This is a genomic window from Spinactinospora alkalitolerans (assembly GCF_013408795.1).
GTDB classification, from domain to species: Bacteria; Actinomycetota; Actinomycetes; order Streptosporangiales; family Streptosporangiaceae; genus Spinactinospora; species Spinactinospora alkalitolerans.
In genome coordinates this window covers 2,114,931-2,134,311 of sequence record NZ_JACCCC010000001.1, presented here as the reverse complement: position 1 = coordinate 2,134,311, position 19,381 = coordinate 2,114,931, and the positions used below count along the sequence as shown (strand labels likewise).

Below are 19,381 nucleotides of genomic sequence, written 5' to 3'. Positions count from 1 at the left end.
TCGTCCGCGCCGCCGCCGGGGCCGTCGGCGGACGCCGCCAACCCTCGTCAACAAAAGTTGACACACGCACGGAGTGGCATCAATCCAAGTTGACGACAATTCCGACGAATCCTCTTCTCGCCCCCCATGCTCACCGCGCGCCCTGACATCCCGCTGACACCGGCCGGCGCCGCACCGACGGCCCCTTCGCCGCACTCCGTCCGCCGCGCCGACGCGAAGTCGGCCTCCTGCTCGCAGCACTAGTTACCGGCGAGTAGCATGTGGGGCACCAGGACCACCCATCCGCTTGAGAAGGAGGGGCAATCGTGCCGCGAACCGCCCGCGACGTCGTGTTCGTCGACGGGGTGCGCACCCCGTTCGGCAAGGCCGGCAAGGGCCTCTATGCCGAGACGCGCGCCGACGACCTCGTCGTCCGCGTCATCCGTGAGCTGCTGCGCCGCAACCCCGGCCTGCCGCCGGAGCGCGTCGACGAGGTCGCCGTCGCCGCCACCACCCAGATCGGCGACCAGGGCCTGACGATCGGCCGCAGCGCCGCCCTCCTGGCCGGCCTGCCCCGCAGCGTCCCCGGCTACGCCATCGACCGCATGTGCGCGGGCGCCATGACCGCTGTGACCACGAGCGGCGCCGGAATCTCCTTCGGCGCCTACGACGTCGTGATCGCCGGCGGCGTCGAGCACATGGGCCGCCACCCCATGGGCGAGGGCGTCGACCCCAACCCGCGCTTCCTGTCCGAGAAGCTGGTGGACCCCTCCGCGCTGGTCATGGGCAACACCGCGGAGAACCTGCACGACCGCTACCCCTCCATCACCAAGGAGCGCGCCGACGCCTACGCGGTGCGCAGCCAGGAGAAGGTCGCCAAGGCCTACGCCGACGGCAGGATCCAGCCCGACCTGGTGGAGGTGCTGGTCCGCTCCGCCGAGCAGGGCTACGGCCTGGCCACCGCCGACGAGCCGCCGCGGCCCGGCACCACGCTGGAGGACCTGGCCGGGCTGAAGACGCCGTTCCGTCCGCACGGCAACGTGACCCCCGGCAACGCCGCGGGCCTCAACGACGGCGCCACCGGTGCGATCATCGCCGCGGAGGACGTCGCGGCCGAGCTGGGGCTGACCGCGAGGATGCGGCTGGTGGACTTCTCCTTCGCCGGCGTGGAGCCCGAGGTCATGGGCGTCGGCCCGGTGCCGGCCACCGAACGGCTGCTCGCCCGCCAGGGCCTGAGCATGGACGACATCGGCCTCATCGAGATCAACGAGGCGTTCGCCGTGCAGGTGCTGGCCTTCCTGGAGCACTTCGGGATCGCCGACGACGACGCCCGCGTGAACCCGTGGGGCGGCGCCATCGCCCTGGGCCACCCGCTGGCCTCCTCGGGCGTGCGGCTGATGATGCAGCTGTCCCGCCTGTTCGCCGAGCGGCCCGATGTCCGCTACGGCATGACCACGATGTGCGTGGGGATGGGGATGGGCGGAACGGTTCTCTGGGAGCGAGTGTGACGCAGCGAGCGCAGTGGACGGCCGCGACGCCGAAGGCCGCCCCTTCGGCCGGCCGCGCAGGGAGCGGGGAGCACGAGCGACCCATGAGAACTGAGAACACCGGCTACGAGGGGGACAAGTGAGCAGCGCGATCGAGGAAGCCCGCGATCTGTTCGCCGACGAGGTCGTCACCAGGGCGCTCTCGCGCGACGTGGAGCTTCCCTACGGAGCGGGCACCGCCGTCCTGATCACCCTGGACAACGGGCACGACCACACCAAGCCCAACACCTTCGGCCCCGGCGGCCTGCTCAGCCTGGGCGAGGCCGTCGACGCCGCCACCGCGCGCAGCGACATCGCCGCGATCGCCGTCACCGGCAAGCCGTTCATCTTCGCCGTCGGCGCCGACCTCAACGGCGTGCCGAAGGTGCGCACCCGCGAGCAGGCGCACGCCATCGGCAGACTGGGCCACGACGTGTTCCGCAAGCTCGGCGAGACCGACGTGCCGACGTTCGCGTTCGTCAACGGCGCCGCCATGGGCGGCGGCCTGGAGGTGGCGCTGCACTGCCGCTACCGCACCGTCTCCTCCGGCGTCCCGGCGGTCGCGCTGCCGGAGGCATTCCTCGGCCTGGTGCCGGGCTGGGGCGGCACCTACCTGCTGCCCAACCTGATCGGCGCGGAGAAGGCACTCAAGCTCGTCATCGACAACCCGCTGGCCCAGAACAAGACGATCAAGGGCCCGCAGGTCTTCGAGATGGGCATCGCCGACGCGATGTTCGAGCCGGCCGACTTCGTCGAGGAGTCGCTGCGCTGGGCGGCCAGGGTCGTCAAGGGCGACGTCACCGTCGAGCGCGCGGCCGTGGACAAGGGCGAGGCGTGGGACCAGGCGGTCGGCAACGCCCGCTTCATGGTCGAGGGCAGGCTGCACGGCGCGGCGCCGGCTCCGGTGCGCGCGCTGGAGCTGGTGGCCGAGGCGAAGAACCGCACCCGCGACGAGGGCTTCGCCGCCGAGGACGAGGCGCTGGCCGACCTGATCATGAGTGACGAGCTCAAGGCCGGCCTCTACGCCTTCGACCTCACCCAGAAGCGGGCCCGCCGCCCCGCCGGCGCGCCGGACAAGACGCTGGCCCGCAAGGTCACCAAGGTCGGCGTCATCGGCGCCGGTCTGATGGCCGGCCAACTGGCGCTGCTGTTCGCGCGGCGGCTCGGCGTCCCGGTCGTCATGACCGACCTCGACCAGGAGCGGCTGGACCGGGGCGTGGGCCACGTCCACGGCGAGGTCGACAAGCTGGCGGCCAAGGGTCGCGTCTCCGCGGACCAGGCCAACCGGCTCAAGAGCCTGGTCGGCGGCTCGCTGTCCTACGAGGCCTTCTCCGACGCCGACTTCGTGATCGAGGCCGTCTTCGAGAGGATGGAGGTCAAGCAGGACGTCTTCGCCGAGGTCGAGCGGTTCGTCTCGCCCGAGGCGATCCTGGCGACCAACACCTCCTCGCTGTCGATCACCGAGATGGCCGGCGGGCTGGAGCACCCCGAACGCGTGGTGGGCTTCCACTTCTTCAACCCGGTCGCGGTGCTGCCGCTGCTGGAGATCATCCGCGGTGAGCGGACCGACGACGCAGCGCTGGCCACGGCGTTCGCCACCGCCAAGGGGCTGAAGAAGAGCGCGGTGCTGGTCAAGGACGCTCCGGCGTTCGTGGTCAACCGGCTGCTCACCCTGTTCATGGGCGAGGTGCTGGCCGCGGTCGAGGAGGGCACCGAGCCCGAGGCCGCCGACCGCGCGGTCGCACCGCTCGGCCTGCCGATGTCGCCGCTGCTGCTGCTCCAACTGGTCGGCCCGGCCGTCGCGCTGCACGTGTCGGAGACCCTGAACGCGGCCTTCCCCGAGCGCTTCGCGGTCTCCGAGCAGCACCGCAGGCTGGTGGAGTCGGGCAGGACCGAGGTCTTCGGCCAGGACTTCGCGATCGACCCCGAGGTCAAGGCGCTGTTCAGCGGCGGGGACAAGCCCTCGGCCGAGCCGGAGATCCTCAACCGCGCCCTGGAGGCGCTGGCCCGTGAGATCCGGATCATGCTCGACGAGGGGGTCGTGGCCGAACCGGCCGACATCGATCTGTGCCTGATCACCGGTGCCGGCTGGCCGTTCCATCTCGGCGGGATCACGCCCTACCTGGACCGCTCCGGCATCGCCGAGAAGGTCAACGGCGCCCCGTTCCACCCGAACGGGCTGAAGGCGCTGTAGGGCCCCAGCCCGAAGGGGCCGTGCGGGTGTGCGGTTCTCTCGTGTGGCCGAAGGCCCGTGGAGAGAACCGCGCGCCCGCGCGCGAAGCCGACTCCGCCTTGGGAGCAGGCCGGCACCGTGGTTGCGGCCTGGATCCCGGAGTGATCCGATGTGCTCCGCGCGGAGCCGGGCACTCCCGCGGAAACCGGGCCTTCGGCCACACGGGGGAGTGCCCGTTCTCCGCGAGCCCCTGCGCCCGGGACTTCAGACCTCTCAGTGGCTGAGGGCGGGGTTCGGGCGTGTGCTGTTTCACAGCGGCCCGGTGCGCGACCTATTCTTGGGGCCATGGCGAGCCCAGCGCGGTCGTTCACGGTCCGCAGCCGCTTCCGGTTCACGTGGGAGGGGGTGTGGCTGGCCGCGGGCTGCCTGGTCTTCGTCGCAGCGGGCGTCGCGATGGTCCTGGAGGGCTCCAGGGGCACCGTCGTCCTGGGGACGCTCGCCATCGTGCTGTTCGGCGGCGGCGGGCTCCTGGCCTCCAGCAGCTCCCTGTCCCGGCGCCCCGTCCTGGAGATGGACGACGAGGGCGTGTGCGTCGCGGTCCCCTGGCCCCGCAACCGGATCGAGGACCACCGCCTGCCCTGGGACCGGATCGCCGGAATCACCGCCTACACCCAGAAGATCCCGTACCAGGGCGGCACCGCCCAACACCACTACCTGGCGTTCGTGCCGCAGCGGGAGCACCCCTCCCCGTCGGCCGACGGGGAGGTGCCGAGCATCGAGCCGCCCTGGGAGCTGCGCTACTCCCTGCACATCAGGTCGAGCTGGAACCACGACGTGGCCGAGATCGTCGAGGAGGCCCGCCGGCGCCGGCCCGACCTGCACTTCACCGACCGCCGCGCACCCGGCGCGCGGATCCCGGACGACCGGGCGAGCGGGCGGTGGGAGAGCTGAGGCGACGAAGGGACGCGGGCGCCGCCGGATCCGGCGGCGCCCGCGTTCTCCGCTCCGTCCGCGCCGCTCAGCCGGTCCGGGTGAGCTCGCGATCCTCGCTGCCGCGCGGCTCCGGGGTCTCCTCGCCCTCGCTGACGCCGACGCGGTCGTGCAGCCACCGCAGCGGCCGCGGCAGCCACCAGTTGGCGCTGCCGAGCAGCCGCATCGTGGCCGGCACCAGCAGCGCCCGCACCAGGGTGGCGTCCACGACGACCGCCATGGCCAGGCCGATCCCCATGATCTTCAGGAACAGCAGGTCCGAGGAGCCCATGGCGGCCAGCACCACGACCAGCAGCAGCGCGGCGCTGGTGATGATCCCGCCGGTGCGCTGCAGCCCGACGGCGACCGAGTGGGTGTTGTCCCCCGTCCTCAGGTACTCCTCGCGCACCCGGCTGAGCAGGAACAGCTCGTAGTCCATCGCCAGGCCGAAGGCCACGATCAGGATCAGCACCAGGTAGGTCGGGTCCATCGTGCCCACGGCGTCGAAGCCGAGCAGGCCGGCCAGGTGCCCCTCCTGGAAGCCCCAGATGACCACGCCGAGCGACGCGCCGAGCGACAGGAAGCCCATCAGCACCGCCTTGAGCGGCAGCACCACCGACCCGAAGGCCATGAACAGCAGCACGACGGTCACCGCGGTGACCGTCACCAGGGCCCAGGGAACGGCGTCGACGATCGCGCTGATGTTGTCGATCTGCTGGGCCGCGGTACCGCCGACGAGGACCTCCTCGGCGCCCTCGGGCTCCGGCTCGGCGCGCACCTCGCGCACCAGGTCCCCGGTCGCCTCGTCGTCGACCTCGCCCTCGTAGCCGACCGTGACGTGCGCGGTCTCGCCCGAGGCGCGCTCGAGGCCGGCGCCGACCGCGCCGTCCAGCCGCCCGAGCCGCTCGGCGTAGTCCTCCAGCGCCGCCTCGTCGACGGGCCCGGTGACGGCGATGCCGATCCGGCCGGTCCCGCCCGCGGGGAAGTCCTCCCGCAGCGACTCGGTGGCGATGCGGCTGCCGGAGTCCTCGGGCAGGTAGCGCTGGTCGGTGGAGCCCACCTCGTTGGACAGCAGCGCCGAGGCGAAGGCCACCAGCACCGCGCCGACGGTGAGGAGGTAGAGCACCGGCCGCCGCATGACGCTGTACGCCAGGCGCGCCCAGGCGCCCGTCCCGGCCGCGACGGCGCCCGCGCCCTTGCCGCGGCGCGGGAGCAGCCGCAGCGCGTCCACCCTGCGGCCGATCACCGCGAGCAGGGCCGGCAGCACCACCAGCGCGGCGACCATGTCGAACAGCACCACGGCGATGCCGCCCAGGCCGATCGAGCGCAGGATCGGCTGCGGGAAGAACATCAGGCCGGCGAAGGCGATCATGACGGTGACGCCGGAGAATGCGACCGTGCGCCCGGCCGTGGACAGCGTGGGCGGCAGCGCCGCGGCCACGTCGCCGGTGCGGTGCAGCTCCTCCCGGAACCGGTTCACCAGGAACAGCCCGTAGTCGATGGCCAGTCCGAGGCCGAGCAGGGTGGCGACGTTGACGGCGAACACCGAGACGTCGGTGACGTAGGTGAGCGCGCGCAGCAGCGTCAGCGAGCCGAGGATGGCCAGCCCGCCCACGGCCAGCGGCATGAGGGCCGCGACCACGCCGCCGAAGATCACCACCAGCAGCACGAGCAGGATCGGCAGCGAGATCAGCTCGGCGCGCACGACGTCGCTCTCGGCCTCGGCCGACAGCTCGTGCTCGACCGCGATGGGGCCGCCGAGGTGGGTCTCCAGCTGCCCGGCGTCGAGGTCGTCGGCGATCGCCTCGAAGTTGGCCATGCGCTCGGCCTTGTCGTCGCCCTCCAGGGTGATGGCGACGTAGGTGGCGTGCCGGTCCTCGGAGACGAGCACGCCGCGCTCGCGGTCGGACAGGCCCTCGTCCAGGTAGGAGGTCGCCGATCTGACCCTGTCCTCGGGCAGGTCGTCGAGCATCTGCCGGACGGAGAAGACGAACATCTGGTTGTCCACGGGCAGGTCGATGCTGCGGTAGACCGCGACGACGTCGGCCGCGTCGTGGCCGAGCTCCTCCTCCAGGACCTCGGTGGCCCGGGTGGACTCGGCTCCGGGGTCCTCGAAGCCGCCGTCGCTGACCGCGCTGAACAGACCGGTGCCCCACACGGCCGCGAACGCCACGAAGAGCGCGGTGACGACGAGCACCCAGGCGCGCCCGCGGTAGGCGAACCGGCCCAGCGCTGAGAACATGAATCCGCTCCTCGACATGCTGTTAACGTGAAGTGAATGCGCATAAGATGAGTAAACGATGTTAGCTTACGGGGTTCACTCAAAATTACCCCATTAGCACAGCGTCGATGTGACACACGACATGTCCGGATTCGGGTCGGATCACACGAAGGAAGAGGCGTGCCGAAACAGGCGATATCAGGGCGGGCCGAGGAGAAGGCCGGGCCGGCCCCGCGGCCCTCGCGCAGGGAGCGCGTGCGCGAGGCCACGCTGCGGGAGATCAAGGGCATCGCCCGCCTGCACCTCATCGAGCAGGGACTCCCCGGCGTCTCGCTGCGGGCCATCGCCCGGGAGATGGGCATGACCGCGCCGGGCCTCTACCGCTACTACGCCGGCCTCGACGACCTGCTGCAGTCGCTGCGGGCCGACTTCTTCGACGAGCTGTCCGAGGCGGTCGGCGACGCCGACCGGGCGCTGCCGGCCGACGACGTCGACGGCCGCATCCTGGGGTCGCTGCGCGCGTTCCGCTCCTGGGCGCTGGCCAACCGCGCGGAGTTCACCCTCCTGTTCGGCCCGCCGAGCCCGCACCGGAGGGACCCCGACGAGGGCGTCGCGGCCGAGGCCGGGCAGCGCTTCGCCGCCACCTTCTTCACGCTCTTCGACGAGCTCCTGCGGCAGCGGCGGTTCACTCCCCCGCCCGACGAGGAGCTCTCCCCGGCGCTCTGCCGGCAGCTCGAGCACTTCGCCGAGCACACCGGCTTCCTCGCCGACAGCGCCTCCCACGGCGCGCTGCGCGTCCTCATGGCGTGCTGGGTCCGCCTCTACGGCCTCGTCTGCATGGAGGTCTTCGACCACCTGGCGTTCGTGATGGACGACATGGAGCCGCTGTTCGAGGCCGAGGTGCGCGAGATCCTCACCACCGCGGGCGTGGAGTACCGCCCGCCCGGGTAAGAGGCCCGCGGCCTCTCCGGGCCGGCGGGGCGGGCCGGCGCGGTTGCCGCGGCGGTGCGGTGTCCGAATAGAGTTGATCACCCTCGATTCCGACCCCCCGCACCAAAGGATCACCATTGGACACCATCCGCGGCGGTGAGCGAGAGCCCGGCCCGGAGCCGACCCCGTTTCCCCCCGCCCCGCCCCGCGACGTCCTCACCGGGGCCCACCCGGCCGGGCCGCCCCTCGGCGCCCGGCCCCCCGCACCGCCCCCGGCCGCGCCCCCGGTCGGCGGGCCGTCCACCGCCGTGTGGCTCACCGCCGGCGGTTCGGCCCTGGTCGCCGCGGTCGCCCTGACGGTCTGCGCCACGCTGGTCTTCGTCTCCCTCGACGGCACCCCCGTCTCCGGCGCCAAACCGGACCCGACCGAGATGTACGACGCCCGCCGCTACTGGGCCGGCGAGCCCGTGGAGATCGAGGTCGGCGACCACCCGATGTACGCGCTCCCGGCCCCCGAAGCGGTCGACTGCGCCGTCCCCGACCTCAACCCCCGCTCAGCCGCGTCCTGGGAGGCGTTCAGCGCCGAGGTCGGCGGGTGCCTCGACGAGATCTGGCACCCCCGCCTGGAGGAGCTCGGCCTGCGGCCGGAGTCGCCCGGCTTCCACATCCTCAGCGAGGCGCCCGACGACATGGTCACCAGTGACGAGGAGGGCCTGACCCTCGCCTTCTACCAGGACCGGGACATGTCCATCAGCGTGCTGCTGCCCAGCGTCACCGAGGTCGCGACGACCGTCCCCGGCGGCGCCGACGAGCGCGTGTGGGTCGCCCTGCTCGCGCACGAGTACGGCCACCACGTCCAGGGGCAGACCGAGATCCTGATGGAGACCTACGAGATGGAGTACGCGGCGTCCTCGGAGAACGAGGCGCTGGACGTGCTGCGCCGCACCGAGTTGCAGGCCGAGTGCTTCAGCGGCGTGGCGGTCGGGGCCTTCGCCGACTACGACGCCGCCGACGCGTCCTTCATCAACGAGACCTTCAACGGCAGCAGCGGCGACCTCGACACCCACGGCAGCTCCGGCAACCGCATGCACTGGTTCGAGGAGGGGTGGGAGCTCGACACCGTCGAGGGGTGCAACACCTTCGCCGCCAGCCGGACCCTGACCGGGTGACGGCGCCTGCGGGGAGGCCGCCCCGGGACGGACGGGGCCCTCTTCCGCGGGGCCGACCGGGTCAGCGCCGCATGGCCTCGTAGAGCTCGTCCCAGCCCAGGAGCTTGACCCGTTCCCCGCGCTCCAGCTCCGAAGCGCGGGCCGCCTCGGCGGCGTCGATGGCCAGCCAGTCGGCGTAGGTGGTGGCGGTGGCCCCGGTTCCCCGCAGGATCTCCTCGACGGGCATCAGGCCGGTGCGGGCCGCGCGCAGCGCCGGCGCGTCGTCCAGCAGCGAGCGGACGGTCGCCGCGGCGTCGGACTTGTTCGTGCCGATCACGCCCGAGGCGCCGCGCTTGAGCCAGCCGGCCACGTAGTCGCCGTGCACCGCTGCGCCGCCTTCGGCGTCGAGCACCCTGCCCTGGTCGTGCGGGACCGTGCGCGCGGCCGCGTCGAAGGGCACGCCCGGCAGCGGGACGCTGGCGTAGCCGATGGAGCGGAAGACCATCCCCACCGGGAGCGTCTCGCGCTCACCGGTGCCCACCAGCCGCCCCTCGCCGTCGAGCGCGGTGCGCTCGGCCTCCAGGGCGCTGACCCGCCCCTCGCCGTGCAGGGCGACCGGCCGCAGCCAGAAGCGCACGTCCACGCGGCGTTCGCGTCCGGCCGGCTCGCGTCCGGCCCACTCGGTGAGGATCTTGAGGTTGGTGCGGGCCGGGCGGGCCGCGCGCAGCATGGCCTCGCTGTTGAGGTCGACGTCGATCTCATCGGGGCGCACGACCACGTCGGCGGTGCCGAGCCGGCCGAGCTCGCGCAGCTCGTTGGCGGTGAACTTGGCCTGCGCCGGACCGCGCCGGCCGAGCAGGTGGATCCGGCGCACCCGGCTGGCCGCGAGCACGTCCAGCATCGGCTGGGGAATGTCGGTGCGGTGCAGTTCGTCGGCGCCCTTGGCCAGGATGCGCACGACGTCCAGCGCGACGTTGCCCACGCCGACGACCGCCACCTCCTCCGCGTCGAGCAGGAAGCGCTCGACCTCGGCGTCGGGGTGGCCGCAGTACCAGTTGACGAAGTCGGTGGCCGCCACGCTCCCGGGCAGGTCCTCGCCGGGGACGCCGAGCCTGCGGTCGACGGTGGCGCCGGTGGCGTAGACGACCGCGTGGTAGGCGCGGGCGAGGTCGTCGCGGGTGAGGTCCCGGCCGAACTCCACCGCGCCGATGAAGCGCACCTGCGGGTTCTCCAGTACCTCGCGCAGGGTGCGCGCCACGCCCTTGATGGTGGTGTGGTCCGGCGCGACGCCGTAGCGCACCAGGCCGTAGGGGGTGGGCAGCCGGTCGAGCACGTCCACGGCCACGGTCTCGCGTCGCTGCCGGGTCAGGGCGTCCGCGGTGTAGATGCCCGCGGGGCCGGAGCCGATCACCGCCACGCGCAGGGGGTCGGGTGTGGTCATGCCCCCATTGTCGCGCACTCGCTCCGCGCCCCGCTCGAGGACCGGGGCCCTAACGCGCCGGCTCGTCCTCCATGGACCGCTCGGTGTGCCGGGAGACCGTCTCGGTGAGCCTGCGGGCCAGGTCCTGGGAGGTGAGCCCCATCTCGGCCAGGATCTCGTCGCGCTTGGCGTGGTCCAGGAACCCCTGCTCGACGCCGAACGTGCGGACCGGGATGTCGAGGTCGGCATCGCGCAGCGCGCGGGCGACGGCGTCGCCGACGGCGCCCACGCGGCCGTTGTCCTCGACCACCGCGACCACGCTGTGGCGGGCGGCCTCGTCGGCCAGCGCCGGGTCGAGCGGCTTGACCCAGCGGGGGTCGACGACGGTGACGCCGATGCCCTGGTCGGCCATGCGGTCGGCGACCTCGCAGCAGGTCTCGGCCATGGAGCCGACCGCGACGAGCAGCAGGTCCTCGGAGTGGCCGCCCCGGGTCGCGCGGCGCAGCACGTCCATGGAGCCCACGTGGCCGACGGCCTCGATCTCGGCCGCGACGCCGCCCTTGGGGTAGCGCACGACGGTGGGGCCGTCGTCGACGGCGACCGCCTCGCGCAGCAGCTCGCGCAGCCGTGCGGCGTCGCGCGGGACCGCCAGGCCGAGGTTCGGGACGACCTGCAGGATGGACAGGTCCCACATGCCGTTGTGGCTGGCGCCGTCGTCACCGGTGACGCCGGCGCGGTCGAGGCAGAACGTGACGCCCTGGCGGTGCAGGGCGACGTCCATCAGCACCTGGTCGAAGCAGCGGTTGAGGAACGTCGCGTAGACCGCGACGACCGGGTGCATCCCGCCCATGGCCAGGCCCGCGGCCGAGGTCGCAGCGTGCTGCTCGGCGATGCCGACGTCGTAGATGCGGTCGGGGTAGGCCTCGGCGAACTCCGCGAGGCCGGTGGGGTGCAGCATGGCCGCCGTGATGGCCACGATGTCGTCGCGCTCGGCGCCGAGCCGGACCATCTCCTCACTGAACACCGACGTCCACTGCAGCCCGGCCTTGGGCTTGGCGACGCCGGTCTCGGCGTCGAACGCGCCGAGGGAGTGGAACTGGTCCTCCTCGTGGTTCTCCGCCGGGGCGTAGCCCTTGCCCTTCTGGGTCAGGCAGTGCACGATGACCGGCCCGCCGAAGTCGCGGGCGCGGCGCAGTGCCTTCTCCACCGTCTGCTCGTCGTGGCCGTCGATCGGGCCGAGGTACTTGATGCCGAGGTCCTCGAACATCACCTGCGGCTGGATGGCGTCCTTGAGGCCCTTCTTCAGGCCGTGCAGCGCCTCGTACAGCGGCGGGCCGACGACGGGGGCGCGGTTGATGGTGCTCTTGGCGATGTCGAGCACCTGCTCGTAGCCCTGCGTCATGCGCAGCGACGCCAGGTGGTCGGCCAGCCCGCCGATCGTGGGCGAGTAGGAGCGGCCGTTGTCGTTGACCACGATGACGAGGCGGCGGTCGCGGCCGGCGGCGATGTTGTTCAGCGCCTCCCAGGCCATGCCGCCGGTGAGCGCGCCGTCGCCGATGACGGCGACGACCGTGCGGTCGGTGTCGCCCCGCAGCTTGTTGGCCTTGGCCAGGCCGTCGGCGTAGGACAGCGAGGTGGAGGCGTGGGAGTTCTCGATGAAGTCGTGCTCGGACTCCGCGCGCGAGGGGTAGCCGGACAGGCCGCCCTGCCGGCGCAGGTCGGCGAAGTCCTGGCGCCCGGTCAGCATCTTGTGCACGTAGGACTGGTGACCGGTGTCGAACAGGATCGGATCGCGCGGGGAGTCGAACACGCGGTGCATCGCGATGGTGAGCTCGACGACCCCCAGGTTCGGCCCCAGGTGCCCTCCGGTCCGGGAGACCTTCGAGACGAGGAACTCACGGATCTCGCCCGCCAGCCGGGGAAGCTCGTCGGCCGCGAGTTTCTTCAGGTCGTCCGGATTCTTCACCGACTCGAGCAGCGTCACTCTCGTCATTCCCCTCATCAGCGGGCCATGTGCCGTGCCAGTGGTGCGGGCGCCCCCGACACGCACCGTGCACCGAGTTTAAAAGCAGCCTTGGGCGGCTCTTGCCCGAAACCTATCTCACCCGAACACGCTTGTTCAGTCGAATGCGCTGCGGCCGCCGGGGATTCCGGCCGCCCGCCCGCGCACCCTGGCCAGCTCCTCCGCGATGGCCTCGGCGCTCCAGTGCGCGTTGAGGCCGCTGGGATTGGGCAGCACCCAGACCGGTGTGCCGCCGACGGTCTCGTCCCGCGGCCCGATCCGCGCATCGGGCCGGGCGAACGCCTGCCGGTAGGCCGTCACGCCGAGCACCGCCAGCAGGGCGGGGCGGTACTCGCGCAGGCGGCGCCGCAGCACCGCGCCGCCCTCGCGCAGCTCCTCGGCCGTCAGTTCGTCGGCGCGCGCCGTGGCGCGGGCGACGAGGTTGGTGATGCCGAGCCCCCATTCGGGCAGCAGGTGCTGCTCGGCGGGGCTCAGCAGCCGCGGGGTGAACCCCGAGGCGTGCAGCGCCGGCCAGAAGCGGTTGCCCGGTCTGGCGAAGTGCAACCCGGTGTGGCCGGAGTACAGGCCGGGGTTGATCCCGCAGAACAGCACGTCGAGTCCTGGTGCGAGCACGTCGGGAACGGTGGCGCCGTGTGCGTTTCGGAGGTCGTCCTTGGAGGGCCTGGCCATAGGCCTCCAGACTATCTCCCGCGCCGCGCGCGCACCGGGGCCTCGGCGATGACCTCCGCCACCGCGCGCCCGCGGGCGGACAGCGGATCACAGCAGCGACTGGAGCAGCAGGACGACGCCGGAGACGGTCACGACGGCCAGCAGGGCGATGCGCATCTTGCCCGCGTCGACGACCCGCCGCAGCGGGCGGCCCAGCAGGAAGCCCGCCACCACGAAGGGGATCAGGGCCGCGCCGATCCACACCTGGCGGGCCGGGAGCTGTCCGCCCAGGCCCAGGGCGACCAGCGAGACGCTGACCCCGATTATGAAGTAGCCGGCCAGCGTGGCGCGCACACGCGGACCGGGCTCGTGCTGGTAGAGCAGTGCCATGGGCGGCCCGCCGATGGAGGTCGCGGTGCCCGTCACGCCGGAGACCAGGCCGGCGGCCGTGAGCGTCCACGGGGTGATGCGCATCCGCAGGTCCCACAGCGACAGCACCACGGCGGCCAGCACCATTGCCCCGACGGCCCCGCCGAGCATCCGCGGGTCGAGGGCCGCAACGATCCACACGCCGGCCGCGGTGCCGAACAGCCGGCCGCCCATGCCCCAGCCGATGCCGCGCCAGTCGGTGTGCCGCCACTCCGATCCCAGGGTCAGCATGGGCAGCACGGCCGTGGTGATCAGCATCGAACCGGGCATGAGGCCGGGGTCGAGCAGGGAGATCACCGGCGCGGCGACCAGCCCCAGTCCGAGGCCGACGCCGCCCTGCACCATGGCGCCAAGGAGCACCGCGGTGCCCGCGGCGATGAGGAAGAGGAAGTCCGGCACGACTGTCCACGCTATATTCCCGCCGTCCCGGTAGGGATAAAGAGGTCGGACATCTGATGATGGGCTGTCCGATCCCGCCGGGACCGACCGGGGTCGACCGGGCCACGCGGACGGCGGCGGACGCAAGCGGGCACCCCCGGAGGGGAGGGATCTCCGGGGGTGCCGCGGCCGGCCACGCGCGCCGGAGTGGAGTGGGGTGGGTGGCGGCGCGGCCGGGTTGGGATGCCCTCGGCTCTTTTCAGCCTCGGGCGTGGGTCTTGCGGCTGCGCCGCGACAGGGAGTCCAGGACGACCGCGATGAGCAGCACCGCCGCGGTGATCATGAACCGGACCGAGGAGTCCATCTGCAGCAGGAACAGGCCGGAGGCGATGGCGTAGAGGACCAGGCCGCCCAGCAGCGCCGAGTAGGCGTTGCCGCGGCCGCCGAAGAGGCTGGTGCCGCCGATGACCGCCGCGGCGATCGCCATCATGAGCTCGTCGCCGCCGCCGCTGGACTGGCTGACCGCGAAGCCGCGCGACACCATGAGGATGCCGCCCACCGCGGAGAGCGCGGAGGCCAGCGCGAACACCGAGATCCGGATCAGGTCGACGTTGATGCCGGCGCGGCGGGCCGCCTCGGCGCTGCCGCCGACGGCGAACACCATGCGCCCGTAGCGGGTCTTGCGCAGCATCAGGTCGAAGGCCACCACGAACCCGACGAAGATCAGGAACGCCAGCGGGACACCCTTGTACTGGTTGAACACCGCGATCGCGCCGAAGACCGGGATCGCCAGCAGGACGGTGCGGACCACGACCTCGGCGGTGGACTTGGCCGGCAGGCCGGCGGCGATGCGGCGGCGCTCGCCCAGGAACGTGGAGCCGAAGTACAGGCCGACCGCCGCGATGCCGATGGCCCAGCCGACCACGGGCACGAAGTAGGTCTGGGTCAGGTAGGCGATCGCGCCGTCGTAGCCGATGTTGATGGTGCCGTTGGAGCCGAGCAGGTAGATCTGCGCGCCCTGCCAGCCGATGAGGCCGGCCAGGGTGACGACGAACGCCGGGACCCCGACCTTGGCGAAGACCGTGCCGTGCAGCGTCCCGATCACCAGGCCGGTCAGCACGGCCGCGATGATCGCCACGATCTCGGGCAGCCCGTACCTGACCGCGCAGACCGCGAGCACCACGCCCGAGACGCCGGCGACGGAGCCGACCGACAGGTCGATCTCACCGAGCAGCAGCACCATGATGACGCCGCTCGACATCAGGCCGACCGCGACCATCTGCACGGCGAGGTTGGACAGGTTCTGCGGCGTCAGGAAGTTGGCGTTGAGCGACTGGAAGACCACCCCGATGACGATGAGCCCGAGGATGACCGGCAGCGAGCCGAGCTCGCCGCCGCGTATCCGACGCACGGCCCCCGAGAGCAGTCCGCTCGGTGAAGCGGTGTCGACGACCAACCGGGGGTCCCGGGTGCCCTCCGCGGTGTTGGCGACTGGGGTCTGCTGAGCCATCACGCTTCCTCCGATCCCGACACCGCGACGCGCCCGGCCCGCCGTGCGACGGGGTTGTCCGCGGCTCCCGTGATGGCCGCCACGATCTCCTCGTAGCTGGTGTCCTCGACGTGGAAGTCACCCGCGTTGCGGCCGAGCCGCAGGACGGCCGCGCGGTCGGCGACCGCGCGGACGTCGGCCATGTTGTGGCTGATCAGGATGACGCCGAGCCCCTTGTCGCGCAGCCGCTCGATCAGGTCGAGGACCTGCGCGGTCTGGGCCACGCCCAGCGCGGCCGTGGGCTCGTCCAGCATGACGACCTTGGGGTCGCCCAGCAGGGAGCGGGCGATCGCGATGATCTGGCGCTGGCCGCCGGACAGCGAGGCCACCGGCACCCGCAGGCTGGGAATCCGCACCGAGAGCGAGTCGAGCAGCTCCTGGGCCCGCCGCTCCATCTCCAGCTCGTCCAGGATGCCGGCGGTGGTCCGCTCGTTGCCGATGAAGAGGTTGGCGACGATGTCCAGGTTGTCGCAGAGCGCGAGGTCCTGGTAGATGGTGGCGATGCCGAGGTTCTGGGCGTCGCTGGGCTTGCCGATGCCGACGGGCCTGCCCTCCCAGCGGATCTCGCCGGTGTCGGCGGGGTTCACGCCCGCGATCACCTTGACGAGCGTGGACTTGCCGGCGCCGTTGTCGCCGAGCAGGGCCACGACCTCGCCGGGGTGCACCCGCAGGTCCACCTCGCTGAGCGCCTGCACCGCGCCGAATCTCTTGGAAATCCCGGAGAGTTCCAGGACTGGTTCGCTCATTGGCTTCCCTAAATCTCCGCCCCCGGCGGGGTCCGTTCGATCCCCTGCTGGTCCCCGGGAGGGCGCCGGACGGGTGGGTGGGTCCGGCGCCCTCGGTTCCTCTTCGCGGGGGGCTACTTGTCCTCGTCCTCGTCCCCGCCGTCGGCCTGCTCGCACAGCTCGGTGTCGGCGTAGGCGTCGGTGCAGATCTCCTCGATGCTGTAGAAGCCGTCGGAGATCACGGTGTCCTCGACGTTGTCCTCGGTCACCGCGACCGGCTCCAGCAGGACCGCCGGGACGGTGTTGCCGTCGGCGTCCTCGACCTCGGTCAGCATGTGCTCGCCGCCGCCCTCGTACTCCTCGCCGGTGGCCGCTGCGACCGCCATCGCGGCGGCGACCTCGGCTTCGGGCCTGATGGCCTTGTAGACGGTCATGTACTGGTCGCCGGAGATGATGCGCTGGATGCCGGCGAGCTCGGCGTCCTGGCCGGTGACCGGGGGCAGGTCCTCGACGCCGGCGCTCTTGAGCGCGGCGATGATGCCGGCGGCCATGCCGTCGTTGGCGGAGTAGACGCCGGTGATGTCGTCGGCGCCGATGGAGGTGATGGCCTGCTCCATCTGCTGCTGGGCCTTGTCGGGCGACCAGTCGGCGGTGTCGTACTCGGCGCCGATCTCGACCTGGCCGTCGAGGACCTCGTGCGCGCCGGCCTTGAAGTCGGCTGCGTTGGGGTCGGTCGGCGAGCCGTTGATCATGACGATCTCGCCCTCGCCCGCGGTGCCCTCGGCCTCGAGGGCCTCGATCAGGGCCGTGCCCTGGGTCCTGCCCACGGTCTGGTTGTCGAAGGAGACGTAGTAGTCCACCCCGCCCTGGGCGAGCCGGTCGTAGGCGACGACGGGGACGCCCTGGCTCTTGGCCTGCTGGACGACGCTGGCCGCGGCCTCGGCGTCGACGGCGTCGAGCACCATCACGTCGATGCCCTCGGTCAGCATGGCCTCGGCCTGCGACTGCTGCTTGGACGTGTCCTGGTCGGCGTTCTGGTACGAGACCTCGCACTTCTCGCACAGCTCGGCCACGGCCTCTTCGAAGTAGGGCCGGTCGAACTTCTCGTAGCGCGCGGTCTTGGACTCGGGCAGCAGCAGCCCGATGTCGAACCCCTCCTCGACCGAGGCGTCGCCGCCCTCAGCGGCCTCCCCGCCGGTCGTGGTCGCGCCGCATCCGGTGGCCGCGAGCATCGCGAGGGCGGCGGCACCGATCGCGGCGCGGTAAAGGAACGCGTGTGGGGTGTTCGATGACTTCAACGACTCTGACCTCCTCCTGAGGGCCCACCGAGCTGGGGGATGCGGACGCACCCGCCGCGACGTGCGTTGGGACACTCGGCGAACCGGTGCGTGAAGTCAAGCCCCTTGAAACGTTGCCGTCAAGCCTTGAACACATAACTGAAACGTCACAGACCGTTCATTCACGACTTGAATTCAATAAAAGCACAGGTCGCGGCACATGGTGCCAGATATGTACGGTTCTGTGACAGCGGAGAGTTTTTACCTTCTCACTTCACCCGGTGGAGGCAAGGGCGTAGCGCAGCGCCCCGCGCAGCGCCGCGCTCGAGCCGAGCCGCCCCTGGACCAGCCGCAGATCGCGCAGTGCGCTGCCCAGCGTCCCCAGATCCATGGCGCGCCGCATCGGCTCCAGGAAGAGCTCCCCGGCCTCGGCGAGCTCGCCCCCGACGACGACCATCTGCGGGTTGAACATGTTGGCGACGATCGCCATCCCGCGCCCCAGCGCCGATCCCGCCTCGGCGACGATGCGGCGGCAGCCGGGGTCGGCACCGTGCGCGGCGCCGACCATGTCGGCCAGCGTGGCCGGATGGCCGAGGTTGCCCTGCTGCGGGAGCATGTTCAGCAGGTAGGGGGCGCCCACGAGGGTCTCCAGGCAGCCGCGGTTGCCGCAGCGGCACACCTGTCCGCGCTCGTCCAGCCCGATGTGGCCGATCTCCCCCGCCGTGCCGCCGGCGCCGTGGAACAGCCGTCCCGAGACGATGACGCCGGCGCCCACCCCCTCGGAGAGGTTGACGTAGACGACGTGGTCCAGCCCGCGCGCCACCCCCTCGGCGGCCTCGGCCAGCGCGCACAGGTTGGCGTCGTTGTCCACCCGCACCGGCAGCCCCAGCCGCTCGGCGAGTTCGGCGCCGGGGCGGAACCCCGCCCACCGCGGCATGCAGGTGATCCCGCCGACCTCGCCGGTCGCGAGGTCGATGGGTCCCGGGACGGCCGCCGCGACGGAGGTGACCATGGAATGGTCCACCCTCGCCTGGGTGAGCAGCGTCTCCGCCAGCCACACCGCGCGCCGCACGCCGCGCTCGGGGTCGGCGGCGACATCGTAGGCGATCGCCTCCTCCAGCAGGACGCGGCCCTGGCTGTCGCCGAGCGCGACCTTGAGGCGGGAGAAGGCGAAGTCGATCGCGACCACGACGCCGGGCGGGCGCAGCAGCGTCACCGCCCGGGCCCGCCGCCCGTTGGAGGAGGTCTCGCGCACCGAGACCGTCCCCACGCCGCGCAGGTCGCGGACGATGTTGGACACGCTGGCCGCCGACAGCCCGGTGGTGCGCGCGATCTCGGCCTGGGTGAGCGTGCCGCCCTCGCGCAGCGCCTCGACGACCCGCTGCCGGTTGGCCTGGCGCAGCGCCGCCTGTGACCCGGGGGTCACCTCCGCGTCCGTCACCACGGGCCCTCCTCGATGTACCGGCGTGCGAGCGATGCTGGTGAAAACGAGCCTACAAGGCTTGAATGCACGGCGGTAAAGAGCCTATGGCGTGGGAACCCGCGGGGGAAGGGCCGCCCTCCGCCTCATCCTCCGGCGGCGAGACCGTAGAACTGGGCCAGGGTACCGGCCGCGGCGAGGGCGAGTTGGGCCGCCTCGACGGGACGGTCGCTCAGCAGGTCGGCGACGGTCTCCAGGGCGCGCCTGATCCTGCCCTGCCGGGGACGGTCCCGGTTGGCCTCCTCCTCGATGTGGCTGACCGCCTGCACGTAGTCGGCCTGGTCGACCTCGTCCAGACCGAGGTCGGGCAGCGCGTCCCACAATTGCCTGACCAGCGCGGCCGTGTCGGCCGGGTGACCGTGAACGACCGCCCGCGGCGCGCTCGCGTGGTCACCGACGGCGAACTGGTTGCCGTCGCCGCTGTTGTGGATCACCGTGGTGTGGTTGGTGGCCGTACCGCCGGGACGCCGGCGATTCTCCCCGTTCACCGCTCCTCCGATTCCTGG

At 72.1% G+C, this 19,381-nt stretch carries 15 protein-coding genes; 5 read left to right on the top strand and 10 right to left on the bottom strand.

What is annotated here, in order from left to right:
* Positions 1-305: 305 nt before the first annotated feature.
* From HDA32_RS09460 to HDA32_RS09450, 3 genes are all read left to right on the top strand, one after another.
* The gene (locus HDA32_RS09460) at positions 306-1,487 is read left to right on the top strand and encodes a thiolase family protein (protein WP_179642833.1); all 1,182 of its coding nucleotides are present in this window, start codon (positions 306-308) and stop codon (positions 1,485-1,487) included.
* A 118-nt stretch (positions 1,488-1,605) separates the two neighbouring features.
* Positions 1,606-3,699 carry a 3-hydroxyacyl-CoA dehydrogenase NAD-binding domain-containing protein gene (locus HDA32_RS09455; RefSeq protein WP_179642832.1) on the top strand — a complete coding sequence of 698 codons (2,094 nt, stop codon included), beginning with the start codon at positions 1,606-1,608 and terminating at the stop codon, positions 3,697-3,699.
* A 324-nt stretch (positions 3,700-4,023) separates the two neighbouring features.
* Entirely contained in the window at positions 4,024-4,629 is a 606-nt protein-coding gene (locus HDA32_RS09450; protein ID WP_179642831.1) for an STM3941 family protein, read from the top strand.
* Positions 4,630-4,696: 67 nt separating this feature from the next.
* Here HDA32_RS09450 and HDA32_RS09445 read toward each other — a convergent pair whose 3' ends face one another.
* Positions 4,697-6,889, bottom strand: coding sequence for an MMPL family transporter (locus HDA32_RS09445; RefSeq protein WP_179642830.1), 2,193 nt, complete (start codon positions 6,887-6,889; stop codon positions 4,697-4,699).
* Between the two features lie 159 nt (positions 6,890-7,048).
* Between HDA32_RS09445 and HDA32_RS09440 the strand changes: the two genes are divergently transcribed.
* The gene (locus HDA32_RS09440) at positions 7,049-7,819 is read left to right on the top strand and encodes a TetR/AcrR family transcriptional regulator (protein ID WP_312863105.1); all 771 of its coding nucleotides are present in this window, start codon (positions 7,049-7,051) and stop codon (positions 7,817-7,819) included.
* 116 nt (positions 7,820-7,935) lie between these two features.
* The gene (locus HDA32_RS09435; RefSeq protein WP_179642829.1) at positions 7,936-8,967 is read left to right on the top strand and encodes a neutral zinc metallopeptidase; all 1,032 of its coding nucleotides are present in this window, start codon (positions 7,936-7,938) and stop codon (positions 8,965-8,967) included.
* Positions 8,968-9,028: 61 nt separating this feature from the next.
* On the opposite strand, the gene HDA32_RS09430 is transcribed toward HDA32_RS09435, so the two are convergent.
* The 9 genes from HDA32_RS09430 to HDA32_RS09390 form a co-directional block, all read right to left on the bottom strand.
* Positions 9,029-10,387 (bottom strand): FAD-dependent oxidoreductase, encoded by a 1,359-nt coding sequence (locus HDA32_RS09430; protein WP_179642828.1) that lies wholly within the window; start codon positions 10,385-10,387, stop codon positions 9,029-9,031.
* 49 nt (positions 10,388-10,436) lie between these two features.
* A complete protein-coding gene (dxs, locus tag HDA32_RS09425; RefSeq protein ID WP_179642827.1) occupies positions 10,437-12,350 on the bottom strand; it encodes a 1-deoxy-D-xylulose-5-phosphate synthase in 1,914 nt (637 codons plus the stop codon).
* A gap of 135 nt (positions 12,351-12,485) precedes the next feature.
* A complete protein-coding gene (mug, locus tag HDA32_RS09420; RefSeq protein ID WP_179642826.1) occupies positions 12,486-13,058 on the bottom strand; it encodes a G/U mismatch-specific DNA glycosylase in 573 nt (190 codons plus the stop codon).
* An 87-nt stretch (positions 13,059-13,145) separates the two neighbouring features.
* Entirely contained in the window at positions 13,146-13,865 is a 720-nt protein-coding gene (locus HDA32_RS09415; RefSeq protein WP_179642825.1) for a sulfite exporter TauE/SafE family protein, read from the bottom strand.
* A 238-nt stretch (positions 13,866-14,103) separates the two neighbouring features.
* A complete protein-coding gene (locus HDA32_RS09410) occupies positions 14,104-15,354 on the bottom strand; it encodes a sugar ABC transporter permease (protein ID WP_179642824.1) in 1,251 nt (416 codons plus the stop codon).
* Complete coding sequence (locus HDA32_RS09405; protein WP_179642823.1) at positions 15,354-16,139, bottom strand: ATP-binding cassette domain-containing protein; 786 nt, start codon at positions 16,137-16,139, stop codon at positions 15,354-15,356. Before HDA32_RS09405 ends, HDA32_RS09410 begins: the two co-directional genes overlap by 1 nt.
* A gap of 113 nt (positions 16,140-16,252) precedes the next feature.
* Entirely contained in the window at positions 16,253-17,350 is a 1,098-nt protein-coding gene (locus tag HDA32_RS09400; protein ID WP_179646576.1) for an ABC transporter substrate-binding protein, read from the bottom strand.
* Positions 17,351-17,669: 319 nt separating this feature from the next.
* Positions 17,670-18,836, bottom strand: coding sequence for an ROK family transcriptional regulator (locus tag HDA32_RS09395; RefSeq protein ID WP_179646575.1), 1,167 nt, complete (start codon positions 18,834-18,836; stop codon positions 17,670-17,672).
* 125 nt (positions 18,837-18,961) lie between these two features.
* The gene (locus tag HDA32_RS09390; RefSeq protein WP_179642822.1) at positions 18,962-19,363 is read right to left on the bottom strand and encodes a hypothetical protein; all 402 of its coding nucleotides are present in this window, start codon (positions 19,361-19,363) and stop codon (positions 18,962-18,964) included.
* Between the last annotated feature and the right edge of the window lie 18 nt (positions 19,364-19,381).